General features: G+C 63.9%; 10 protein-coding genes. 4 read left to right on the top strand and 6 right to left on the bottom strand.

Annotated features, from left to right (window positions below; genetic code table 11):
• Window positions 1–52: 52 nt before the first annotated feature.
• Together BN996_RS11710 and BN996_RS11705 are read right to left on the bottom strand one after the other, a co-directional pair.
• Window positions 53–352: a DUF3006 domain-containing protein gene (locus tag BN996_RS11710; protein ID WP_089779208.1), complete on the bottom strand. Its 300-nt coding sequence runs from the start codon at window positions 350–352 to the stop codon at window positions 53–55.
• Window positions 349–1794, bottom strand: a complete 1446-nt coding sequence (locus tag BN996_RS11705) for a lamin tail domain-containing protein (protein WP_089779206.1) — start codon at window positions 1792–1794, stop codon at window positions 349–351. The genes BN996_RS11710 and BN996_RS11705 overlap by 4 nt, the downstream gene beginning before the upstream one ends.
• Before the next feature lie 1055 nt (window positions 1795–2849).
• On the opposite strand from BN996_RS11705, the gene BN996_RS11695 reads away from it, so the two are divergent.
• Window positions 2850–3971, top strand: coding sequence for a tyrosine-type recombinase/integrase (locus BN996_RS11695; RefSeq protein ID WP_089779203.1), 1122 nt, complete (start codon window positions 2850–2852; stop codon window positions 3969–3971).
• 125 nt (window positions 3972–4096) lie between these two features.
• Here BN996_RS11695 and BN996_RS11690 read toward each other — a convergent pair whose 3' ends face one another.
• Both BN996_RS11690 and BN996_RS11685 read right to left on the bottom strand, forming a co-directional pair.
• Window positions 4097–5878 carry a histidine kinase N-terminal 7TM domain-containing protein gene (locus tag BN996_RS11690; protein WP_089779201.1) on the bottom strand — a complete coding sequence of 594 codons (1782 nt, stop codon included), beginning with the start codon at window positions 5876–5878 and terminating at the stop codon, window positions 4097–4099.
• A gap of 110 nt (window positions 5879–5988) precedes the next feature.
• Window positions 5989–6882 (bottom strand): UbiA family prenyltransferase, encoded by an 894-nt coding sequence (locus BN996_RS11685; RefSeq protein WP_089779199.1) that lies wholly within the window; start codon window positions 6880–6882, stop codon window positions 5989–5991.
• Between the two features lie 132 nt (window positions 6883–7014).
• On the opposite strand from BN996_RS11685, the gene BN996_RS11680 reads away from it, so the two are divergent.
• On the top strand, window positions 7015–7443 hold the full coding sequence (locus BN996_RS11680; RefSeq protein WP_089779197.1) for a MoaD/ThiS family protein: 429 nt from the start codon (window positions 7015–7017) through the stop codon (window positions 7441–7443).
• Between the two features lie 98 nt (window positions 7444–7541).
• Entirely contained in the window at window positions 7542–8024 is a 483-nt protein-coding gene (locus BN996_RS11675; RefSeq protein ID WP_042664266.1) for a maltose:maltodextrin transporter permease, read from the top strand.
• 35 nt (window positions 8025–8059) lie between these two features.
• Here the strand turns inward: BN996_RS11675 and BN996_RS11670 are convergent, their stop codons facing one another.
• The gene (locus BN996_RS11670) at window positions 8060–8485 is read right to left on the bottom strand and encodes an EamA family transporter (protein ID WP_042664268.1); all 426 of its coding nucleotides are present in this window, start codon (window positions 8483–8485) and stop codon (window positions 8060–8062) included.
• Window positions 8486–8592: 107 nt separating this feature from the next.
• Window positions 8593–9102: a DUF7529 family protein gene (locus tag BN996_RS11665; protein ID WP_089779195.1), complete on the bottom strand. Its 510-nt coding sequence runs from the start codon at window positions 9100–9102 to the stop codon at window positions 8593–8595.
• A gap of 177 nt (window positions 9103–9279) precedes the next feature.
• On the opposite strand from BN996_RS11665, the gene BN996_RS11660 reads away from it, so the two are divergent.
• Window positions 9280–11982, top strand: a complete 2703-nt coding sequence (locus tag BN996_RS11660; protein WP_089779193.1) for an ABC transporter ATP-binding protein — start codon at window positions 9280–9282, stop codon at window positions 11980–11982.
• Window positions 11983–12108 lie beyond the last annotated feature (126 nt).

The raw sequence follows: 12108 nt of genomic DNA, 5'->3' as shown, positions 1-12108 counted from the left end.
CCTCGAGCGCGCAACTTGAGAAAAACGGCGGCGACAGTCGGCTGCTTTCGGCTCAGGTGTCTTCGTCGTCCGCATCGGAAGCGGCCGGCGGGCGGCGCGAGAGTCGGTCGAAGCGCGACTGAGCGGCCTCGGTTCGCGCCTCGGTTTCGTCGGGTTCGTACTGGCCACCGTCGTATGCGCCGTCGGCGACGGTAATCGTCAAGACCGCGTTTTGGTTTCTCGCTCGCCACGGCAGTTCGTCGCGGTCGACGACGAGTTGGTCGATATCCCGACCGTCGGCTTCGACGAGCAACACCGCGCGGTCGTCCTCGAATCGGTCGACTGTCGCCGTGTACGTCCCGTCTGGAATCATGCGTACGTCTCTTCGAGTACGACTGCACCGGTATTATCCGTCACGGTGATGGTATCGCCACCGTTGTTCCAGATGGCCGAGCCGGAGCCCCAGTAGTAGTCTGTCGACGTATCGGTCCCCGTTCCGGTATGGAGGGAGAGGGTCTCGCCTGCGGCGAGTGTCGTGTCCGGCGGGAACGTATAGGCCCGGCCTGCGGCATCGGTAACTGTCCAGCCGGAGATATCGAGGGCGTCACTCCCGGTGTTCTCGAAGATGATGTACTCGTCGTTCAGGTTGTCCGCGTCGTCTCCCGCGGCGTCGGCGTGGACGTCCGCGACTGCGAGCGACGCGGCTGGGGTCTCGGTTTCGGTCCCGCCGTCAGTTGCGACTGGCGTGAGCGTCGTGACCGTTCCGTTGGTCGTGATGGTCGTCCGGGCCGTCACCGCACCAGTCGTCCCCGGTTCAATTGGCATTCCCTCGCGGAGGCGTGTCGGCTCGGTCGGTGCATCCCGTTGGGTTCCCACGGTGATTCGCTGGCCGTCGCTTTCGAAGACAATCGTGCCGTGGGTTGCCGTCCAGTACGTCGGCACGGACTGTGCTGCCAGCCGGGACAGCGTCTCTTCGTTCGGGTGGCCATATTGGGAGTCGTATGCGCTCGAGACGACGGCAACGTTCGGCTGGGCCGCCGCCAAGAACGGCGCGGTTGTACTCCCACCTGAACCGTGGTGGCCCGTTTTGAGCACCGTCGCGTGCAACTGTGAGCCGTACGTGTCAAGGAGGTACTCTTCGGCTTCGTGTTCGGCATCACCGGTAAACAGGAACCGACTCGTTCCGAACTGGGCCATGAGGACGATACTGTTCTCGTTGCGGTCTTCGTTTGCTAGGTAGCCCTCGGGCGGCGACAGCACCTGCGAGGTCACGGCACCCATCTGAATCTCGTCGCCGGCCTGTGTCCGGTACAGCGGCACGTCGTGTTGTTCGACGGCGTCGAGATACGCCTCGTACGTCTGCGACGTGGAGGTGATTCCGGGGTCGTACACCGCACCGATACCGTCTGCCTGTGTTTCGAAGTAGTCGATAATGGCGGCATTCCCACCGATGTGGTCCGCATCAGCATGCGAGGTTACGAGGTAGTCAATGCGGTCGATATTGTGTGCTTGGAGGTACGAAAGCACATGTTCGCCGTCGTCTCGGAAATCACCGGTGTCGATAAGCATCGTCTCTCCGTTAGGGGCGATGAGGAGCGTACTGACGGACTGGCCGACGTTGATGAAATGGACTTCGAGTGTCCCGTTGACTGACGAAACAGTCTGTGGTGACAGTGTCGTCGCAGTCGGTGCCGTCGTGGACGTTGCTGCCGGCGATGCAGTTGTTCCTGTCTCGGGTGTGGGGCCACCGGCACCAGTACAGCCGGCGATAAAGACGAGGAGGACGACCGCAACCGTCCGAGCCTGGAGAACCATACGACGACATCGGCGGCAGGTGGTTTATGTTTTAGCCGTTGGCGAGTGGGCTTTCCGCTCGGTCATGTACCGAATCCAAGTTGACGACCGCTGTCTCGTCAGGCACCGCCCACACCTCAATCCCGCACCATTCGCCGTTGAGTCAGGTGAGTGCCTGTGAGTCCCCCAGTCAATCAGAGCCGTGGACAGTGTCTTGGACGACTCGAATCTGCCCGTATGGGCAAAAGAGCAAGCGTGTACTACTGCTTTCCGGAGCCGAGCGAATGGGTGAATTATCCTTGGGAGACAGATTTTTGCCTCGCTCGAATGGTGACAGCGTTCAACTCATCATCGATTGGGTTGGTTTGGTGACTATTGCTTGTCTTTCTCAATAGCGAGGGATATATCTTGCACAGAACTCAATTATGATACTGATAAAGTTCAATCATACTGGGCCACGTGCGTTTTCATCACAATTCCCATCAGGGAAATTAATATTGGTGGCTACTGTTGGCGAGCAATCGTACTGCGATTTTATTACAGCCGACAGGGGTGTCGGCTGTATTCGGTCGACAATTACGTATGAGACGAACGAAATCAAGAGTTGCGATAGATCGCGTTGGAATATACGCTCGTATTGGTGACGTTCCTGAGGTTCACCGACTGTCACGGTATCAGCCGACGTACCAAGACCGAGATGTTTGGACCGAATTTTGTGAGGAATACGAGTACGGACGTGGCTCTGGTCGACGGTACAACGAGGCCGTTGATCGGGCTGGATCACATTGGCTCGAACATATGGGCGATTTGCAGCGTCATCACGCCCTTGCGACACCAACACACGTTGAGCGTTGGTGTCGACGCCTTCTCGATACTAAATCACCTGCAACTGCGTACAATTACTGGGTTCGTGTGAAGCGTTTCTACGATTGGTTGTTGTGGCATACTGACCACCCACATCGGTATTCTCCAGTAATGCTTGCTGTCATTGCCGGTGGTGCGACTGGTGCCATTTGGGATGTGAAAATTGAGAAATGGGATACCGTTCGCCCACGGCACAAGGAAGAGGATTCTGCGTGACTGAACACTCATCAACTTCTCGTGAGACATTAGCGGATGAATTCGGTCAGTCCATAGACCCACTTGCCGCGCTTGAACCAACGTTCAAAGAGACGACCGTCGACCCATTCCAGGTGTTCTCAGAGGAAGTACTAAACGCACGGAATCTCTCTTCAGCAACTCTGGGACACTTTGGGTATGTCTTCGACGAGTGGCGCTCACATATGTACGAGATGGGACGACATCCAGCTTGTCCTGCGCTCGAACATGTGGAGGCTTACATCGAGACACAGCGTGCACCAAAACAAGAGGGTGGCCGCGGAAACACGTCACGAACAATTAAAGAAAAACTACGCAAGCTCAACCGGGCGTATCAGTACTGGCAGGCAGACCCTGTGTTCCCACATGAAGACGGCTACAACCCATTCGAGCTGGCCAAGAAACGGGTCCCGTTGCGTGTCAAGAAGACTAAGGAGCATCGAAAGGTCACAATTCCAGAGCTTCGAGATATGATTGCCTCCGTAACCAGTCTCCGGGGGAGAACACTCATCATGCTTCAGTTGAAGCTTGGCTTACGCGCTGGTGAAGTTTCGAACCTCCGTCTCGAAGACTGTCGACTAACAGAGTCACGTACAAATGAAGCATATTCCAACCTCGGCTCGCACGAAGCACTAGGCACACGGTCAAACCTGGTGTATATTCCGTCTCGGGATGAGCGGAACGGGAACAAATCGGTTAGACCGCGACTGCTCCCATTAGATACAGAGCTACGTTCGCTTCTTGATCGCTATCTTTATGCACGGCCGAAGAACGGAGAGCCATGGCTGTTTCTTTCGAAAAAGAGCCACACCCAGATGACAGTAAAGGGTGTGAACAAGGTCTGGAAGTCAAACTTCCATCCGGAGTACGCAGAAACAGATTCATACCGACCGATTACGAGTCACTTCGGTCGACATCGATTCACCACATACTGGCGTGTTGAGCAAAATCTGAATCGGCAACTCGTGAAGTATCTCCGCGGCGACCGAACTGGTAGTTTCACGAATAGTAGTGGGATCGATGCGTATCTTCACGCCTATTACGAAGACATCGAAGCAACGTACCGGGAGAAGATCTACAGACTAACTCAGGACGTTTAGGCAGGCCGAGTGCAGAGTTACTCTACAGGCGGAGCAGGCCGAGTGCCTCGGGGCTTGACCCCGAGGCGGTTCACTCAGTATCTGCAGTCATCTCTTCGGCGATGTCTGCATAAATCAGGTACACGCTATTCGGCCCGCACCGCCTGAATCCGAAGCACCACCTCGGTCCCGCCCTCCTCGCGGCGGTGGTACACGACTGTGCCGCCGAGCTGGTCGACGCCCCACTTCACCAGCCAGAGGCCGAGGCCGCTCGCGTGTCTGAGCTGCGTCTCGCCGTGGGCGTTGATGGCGGCGAGTTCGCTCGCGTCGATTCCGGGCCCGTTGTCCTCGATTCGAATCACGAGTTCGTCGTCCTCCCAGCTCGCCGTCACGGAGACGACCGGCGTCGACGACCCGTTGTGCTCGACGCCGTTTTCGACGAGTTCCCGGACGATGGGTTCGAGCGTGGGCGCACAGACCACGTCGTTGTCGGGGAGTTCGAGGAGCCGGACGTTCGCGCAGGCGAAATCGGCGCGGACGGCGTCCGTGGCGGCGCGTATCTGGACTGCGGCGGGGTGGAGTCGAGCGTCGCCGTTCCCGTCACTGCCGCGGGTCGCGCCGAGCTTTCGCGCCTTCTGGCTGATGTTGACGAGCGTCTGCGCGTGGTCTTGGAGCGTCTGCGCGTGGTCCCGCGCGTCGTCGAACTCGCCGCCGTCGATGTCGTCCAAGACGAGGTTGGCGTAGCCTTCGAGGAGGTTCGCCTCGGTCCGGAGGTTGTGGCGGAGGACGCGGTTCATCACTTCGAGTTGCTGGAGGTTCAGCCGGCGGTCGGTCACATCGCGGAAGACGAGCGCGTGGCCGATGTCGCGGCCGTGATGGTCGCAGAAGGAGCTCGTCCGGAGTTCGAAGTACCGCTGGCTCGACCCGAGTCTGACCGTGACCTGGTCTGTGTCCCGCTGGTCGGGCGAGAACTCCTCGACGACGTCCCCGACGGGACGGCCCTTGAGCTCGGCGGGGGTATCGTTCAGAACCTGCGCGGCCGCCCGGTTGACGTCGGTGACGCGCCATTTGGTGTCGGTGACGACCACCGCGTCGGCCATCGTCTCGACGACGCGGTCGCGGGCGACCCACCGCGGGACCGGCCGGGATTCGAGGAGTTCGTAGCGGCTGATGGCGACGGTGCAGGCGAGCCCCGCGAACGCGAACGCCGCGGGAGTCATGTCGATCGCCGCGCCGTAGAGTTCGAGGAGGGTCGTCGCGAAGTTCCCGAGCACGGGCATCAGCGTCCCGAGGATGAGGGTCGTCGCCTGCAAGCGGTAGATGTTCGGCATGTCGAGCGCCGTCCGGAAGATGACGATTGCGCCGGCGAGCCACAGCAGGTAGCTGTATCCCAGTACGATCCAGTACAGCGGCCCCCACTCCGTCTGGAGGACGGTGATGGTCCGTCCCACGGCGGGAACGACGGTGACCGAGGTCCACATCATGTGGTGTGCGGAGTTGGTCCAGACGGCGAGGAGGCCGACCGCCGGGAGCAACGAGAGGACGCAAAGCGACGGCGGCGAGGTAAAGCGGTCTCGGCCGGCGTAGGAGAACGCGAAGAAGAACCAGGCGATGGGGGCCGCGAGGACGCCGACCCACTGGAGTTTGGCGAGCGTGAGCTTGAGTGCGACGTCCGCGACGACGAGTTCGAGGAGATAGCCCGACGACCACCAGCCGCTGGCGAACGCGAGTACGGCCAGCCCGCTGGCACCGGGCATCGACCGCCGCCGCCACGCGAACAGGGCGACGTAGCCGCTTACGACCCCGGTGGTGACCATCAACCCGACGACGACGACCACGAGGGGGGTCGGCTGTGTGAGGAGTTGGGAACTCACCGTTCCCCCGAACACCAACTGGCCGATGGTTCCCCACTCGTGGTTCGGAGTCACTACAGTGGTAATTCACACGGTGTAACAAAAGAGTATTCGAGAATCTGCGGTGGCTGTCTCGACGCGGACCGGCGCCGCGTCGGTCCAGCGTCTCGGCTCTGGTCGACGCGTCACCCGAGCGTCCCGCCGGTTCCGGCGACCGCGGCGACGACCGCGATGCCGGCGGCCATCAACGCGCCCTCGGCGTCGCGGAGCGTACAGAGCCGTTCGACCGAGCGGTCCGACCCGGTGAGCGCGTGGGTTATCAACGTCGAGTAGGCGACCGCGGGCAAGAGCGCGAACGGTGCCCACGCGGGGACCACACCGACTCGGGCCGCGGCCCACACGAGTCCGAGCGACACCAGCTCCAGCGCGTAGAGGCTCAGTTGCGTGCGGCGGACGCCGAGGACCGTCGGCAGGGTCTCGACGCCGTTTCGCGCGTCGCCCGTCACGTCTCGGACGTTGTGGACCTCGACGGAGATGGCCGAGCGGAGGAAGAACCAGACCGCCGCGACGGTCGCGCCGGCGGCGTACTCGGGGGTCGTCGCGGCGACCGCGAGCGGGGCGAATCCGACGAGGACCGCCCACGCGAGCGACACCGAGGCGGTGTTGACGAGGAAGACGTCCTTGAGCCGGTCGACCGAGGGAAGCGGCACGAGCGGGGCGCTGTAGAACACCGCGACGACGCCCGGGAACAGCGTCAGCCCGAGTCCGTAGACGCCGCCGTGCCGGACGGCGAGCCAGAGTGCACCGACGATTGCGAGCGCGGAGAAGCCGGCGTACATCCGCGGGTGGGCGGCGACGAACGCGGTCCGCTCCGCGTAGTTCTCTTCGTCGGCGTCGAGGTCCGCGAGCTTGTCGAAGTTGTAGATGCCGACGGTGATGAGAAAGCCGACGACGAGGGCGGCGTTCGGCGGGATGCCGGCGAGCGAGGACGCGACGAACACTTCGGCGATGGTCGACGCGCCGAGGAACACTGAACTGTGGACGACCGCACCGTACAGGCGGGGTGGAACGATTCGCATTGCACCTTCGAATCGGTTCGCCGACGAATTAGATGTGCGGCAGGCAACAGTTCTTCCCGGTTGTTCGCTTCGCGCTCGCGGTCGAACGTGTTCGGGGCCCCGCTCATTCTCCCTCGGCGCGTATGTGGACGCATGAAGACGCCGACAGCCGAGCGGGAGGAGACGACGGCGACAGGAGAGGCGGCGGCGACGACCGAGCCGGCGGAGACGACTGTCGAGGTCAAACTGACCGGCCACGTCAGGTCGGCCGCGGGCACCCACCGGACGGAGTTCACCTTCGAGGGCGAGACGCTCCGGGCGTTCCTCGACGCGTTCTTCGCGGCGTACGACGTGCGCGACCTCGTCATCGCCGAGCGGGAGGCGGACGCGACGACGCGGGGGTGGGCGCGAGTCGACCGCCCGCCGGGGACGTGGCGGAAGAACCCCGAAGGGGAACAGACGCGGCCCTACGCCCGCGTGCTCGTCAACGGCGTGTTCAACGAGAACCTCGACGGCTTCGACACGCGACTCGAAGACGGCGACCGCGTCGCGCTGATGAAGCCGTTTCTGTTCTGCCTGTGAGCGGGGTACCCGAGGAGGCGTCCCCTCGGGCGCGGCCGCGAGTCGTCCCGACGCTTGACAGCCGCAGGACTGACGTTCGCGGCCGACAGATAGCCGGTATGGAATCGCCCTCCACGGACGACTCGACTCGCGACCGCGGCCCGGACGAGGCCTTCTGCCGCGACTGCGGCGCGGTCATCGACGCGCGCGCCGAAATCTGCCCCGAGTGCGGGGTCCGCCAGCGCGACCCGCCGAAGTCGTCGGTCGACTCGGCGCTCGACGACCTCCTCGAAGGCGGCAACCCCTTCGTCGCGGCGGTGCTGTCGGCGATTTTCCCCGGCCTCGGACAGCTGTACAACCGCGAACTCGAACGCGGCCTCGTCTTCGCGGTCGGCTTTATCATCGCCTCCGTCTCGGTGATGGTCTTCGTCGGCTTCCTCCTCGCGCCCGCCGTGTGGCTCTACGCGGTGTACGACGCCTACACGCGCGCCGAACTCCGGGCCGAGGAGTTACGGCGGGAGTCGGAGCGGGACCGCGAGACGGAGATTTCGGTCGACGAGGAGCAGGGCGACGAGGCGGCGGACGACGAGCGCGAGGAGTAGACCAGGACCACAGGGCCACGGGCCGAGTGCGCCACTCAGCGGGTGACCAAGACGATACCGAGCACGGCGAACGCGATACCCGTGAGTTTCGTCAGTGTGAGGTTCTCTCCGAGAACGACGATTCCGATGACGGCCGCGACGACGAAGTACATGGCTCCGAGGGTCGAGACGACCGTCGTCGAGCCGTGGGTGAACCCGATGTACATCGAGATGAGGCCGATTCCGGTGAACAGTCCGGCCACCCCGGCGAGCAGTCCCCCTCTCGCGGTGACTGCGAGCGACGCGTCCGAAACGACGATGAAGCCGAACGCCAGAACCGCCGCGACGAGATACGAGATGGCGGCGGCGGTCCGCGGGTCCATGGACTCGGAGGCGGCGTTGCCAACGACTATCCAAATCCCCCACGTCACCATCGTAACCAGGCCGAACAAAACAGCCGAGTCCACCTCTGCGAATTCCATCGGTGACGCCTCGCGTCGCTATTCAAAAGAAACCGGACCTCCACTATAATCGGTGTATATGCGGGGGCGGCTAGCCGCGTGTGGAACTCGATTCGGTGAGGCGACGATTACGCGAACTCGTCCGAGAGGTCGACGTCCCAGTCCGGCGGGAGCAGCGGGTCGGGGTCTTCGTGGACGAACTCGACGCCCTTGTCGGGGTCGAGCGGGTGGACCTTCGTGCGCATCGTCTCGCCTCCGTCGAGGAGCGAGAACATGCGTTCGGACTCCGCGAGGCGGTAGTACAGGGGGAGACAGACGGCGACTTCGTCGTCGGTGGCGCGGACGACGAGCGCGAGGTAGACGAGGCCGCCGGAGACCGCGCGGAACGCCTCGTACTCGTCGAACGTCGCGCCCTCGACGGCGGCTTCGAGGTCGGGGTAGACGTCGTCGCCGACGACCACGTCGAGTCCGACGTGTTCGACCACCTCGTCGCCCGTGCCGGGGACCGGAACCACGTCCCCCGGGAGGGCGACGACGACGGTCCAGTCTCGCTCCCGATAGTCGTCGGCGAGCGCCTCGCACTCTTCGACCACCGTCTCCCACGTGCCCGACTCGTCCGAGAGCGGATGTTCTTCCATGCGGCATGGTGTCGGAGTCCGGTACCTAAACTTTGGCTTCTCCCGCTCCCGCCGCCGTCACCCCCGTTCGCACGCCGCGCGGGCGGTCGCGGGAAACGAAAACGAACTGTCAACTCCCCCGCATCAACTGGCAAAAATTGAAAAGGTATTTCACGCCATGCAGGTCATTCCCAGTCAATGAGGAATCTACTCTCTCTTTCGGACCTCCGCACGCAGTTCTCGACCGGCCGGGGTCAGGTCAAGGCCGTCGATGGCCTCGACCTCACGGTCGGCGAGGGCGAGACGGTCGGACTGGTCGGCGAGTCCGGGTCCGGAAAGAGTGTGACGGCGCTGTCGGCGATGGGGCTCGTCGACGACCCCGGAGAAATCGTCTCGGGGTCGGTCGAACTCGAAAGCGCCCGGCTCGCAGACGAGTTCCGCGAGGAGTACAACAACCCCGCCTTCGTCGACGGCGACGTGGTCAACCTCGTCGACGCGCCCGAGGAGGCGCTTCGGGCCGTCCGCGGGCGCGAACTCGGGATGATTTTCCAGGACCCGATGACCTCGCTGAACCCCTCGCTGACGGTGGGCGAGCAGGTCGCAGAGAGCCTCCGACTCCACCAGTACGGCGGCCGCCGAAAGGACTCGTGGTTCAACGCGGTCCGCGAACTGCTCCCCCGAATCAGCCGCGACATCGACGACGAAATCGTCGAGCGGACCATCGAGGTGCTCGAATCGGTCGGCATCCCCGAACCCGGCGCGCGGGTCGACGAGTTCCCCCACGAGTTCTCCGGCGGGATGCGCCAGCGCGTCCTCATCGCCATCGCGCTCGCCTGCCAGCCGCGCGTGCTCGTCGCCGACGAACCCACGACGGCGCTCGACGTGACCATTCAGGCGCAGATTCTCGACCTCATCGACGGCCTCCAAGAGGACCTCGGCATGTCGGTGCTCATGATTACCCACGACCTCGGCGTCGTCGCCGAGACCTGCGACCGGGTCGCGGTCATGTACGCCGGCGAAATCGTCGAGGAGGGACCGGTCGAGGAGATTTTCAACAACCCCTCGCACCCCTACACGTACACGCTCCTCGAATCGCTCCCGAGCGAGGAAAAAGAGCGCCTGACGCCCATCGAGGGCAACGTGCCGGACCTCATCGACATGCCCGAGGGCTGTCACTTCGCGCCCCGGTGTCCGTGGGCCCAGCCGGAGTGTACCTCCGGTGAGATACCGTACAAGCAACACGGCGACGACGCGGTCGACCACCGCTCGAAGTGCGTCCTCGACGACTTCGACACGAGCGAGTACGGCGGCGACGCCATCGAGTCGTCGACGGGCACCGAGCCGACCGACAGGCCGCTTCTCGAAGTCGACGGCATGCAGAAGTACTACGAGCAGGCCGACGGCATCCTCGACCGGTTCCTCGGGGCGGACGACCGGAGCGTGAAGGCGGTCGACGGCATCGACTTCACCGTCTACGAGGGCGAGACGCTCGGTCTGGTCGGCGAGTCGGGCTGTGGGAAGTCCACCGCCGGGCGGAGCCTCCTGCATCTGACGCCGCCGACCGGCGGGCGCGTCGTCTTCTCGGGGACCGACCTCTCGGGCCTCGACAGCGACGAGCTCCGGGCGATGCGCCGCGACATGCAGATGATCTTCCAGGACCCGATGTCGTCGCTCGACCCCCGGATGACCGTCGGCCAGACCATCCGCGAGCCGCTCGACGTCCACGACCTCCCCGTGTCCGACCCGGACGTGCGCGGCGAGGTCGACGTCACCGTGACCGGCATCGATGCCGACCGCGTCTCGGTCACCGCGAGCGACGAAATCGACGCCATCGTCGGCTCCTCGAACGGCGTCGCCACCGCCACCGTGACCGTGACCGTCGCCGACGGCGAGGTGGACGTGGCCGTCGAAGAGCGCCTCCGCGCCGAGGTCGAAGTCGAGCGCGAGGGAGACGTCGTCTCGGGCGTCACCGTCCGCGTCACGCCGGGTGACTCGACCAGCGAGCGCCGCCGTCGCCGGGTCCACCAACTGCTCGACGCGGTCGGACTCGAAGTCGGCCAGTACGACCGCTACCCCCACGAACTCTCCGGCGGCCAGCGCCAGCGCGTCGGCATCGCCCGCGCGCTCGCGGTCGACCCGGACTTCATCGTCGCCGACGAGCCCGTCTCCGCGCTCGACGTGTCCGTGCAGGCGCAGATTCTCAACCTGCTCGAAGACCTCCAGGAGCGCTTCGGGCTGACGTACCTGTTTATCGCCCACGACCTCTCGGTCGTCCGGCACATCTCCGACCGCGTGGCCGTGATGTACCTCGGCGAAATCGTCGAGGTCGCGCAGACCGACGAGCTGTTCGACGACCCGCGACACCCCTACACGCAGGCGTTGCTGTCGGCGATTCCGGAGCCCGACCCGGCCGCCGAGACCGGCGACCGCATCATCCTCGAAGGCGACGTGCCGAGCCCCATCAACCCGCCGTCGGGCTGTCACTTCCGGACGCGGTGTCCGCAGGTCATCCCGCCGGCGGACCTCGACATCGAGCAGGCGGCCTACCGCGAGGTGATGGACCTCCGCCAGCGCGTCGAACGCGAGGCGCTGGACGTCGAGAGCGCCCGCGACGCGGCGCTCGATGCGGGCGATCCGAGCGCCGAGGCGACGGTGAGCGCCGACGGCGGCACCGCCGACGCCGGCGCCGTCGTGGACGAGCTCCGCGAGTCGCATCTGTCGCATTCGCTGTCGCCCGAACTCCGGGGCGTCGTCGACCGCGCGCTCGAACGCGTCGTCGCCGACGACTGGGAAGAAGCGGCCGAGATTCTCCGCGAGCGGTTCGAGAGCGTCTGCGAGCGGGACGCGCCCACGCTGGGTGAACAGACGCACCCCGCGGCGTGTCACCTTATCGACGAATAGACGGCAATCAGGCCCCGATACGGGGTCTCGTCACCTGTCAGACGTTTTTTGATTGTCTCGTATTTTTACCGGAACAGGTCGGTTGTGTCACTCGTTCCCGCGAATAGACCTTCGTTATTTTTATAG

Origin of the sequence: Haloferax massiliensis (genome assembly GCF_001368915.1) — an archaeon.
GTDB lineage: Archaea > Halobacteriota > Halobacteria > Halobacteriales > Haloferacaceae > Haloferax > Haloferax massiliensis.
Note: the sequence above shows the minus strand (reverse complement) of the source record. Positions and strands in the feature narration are given on the sequence as shown.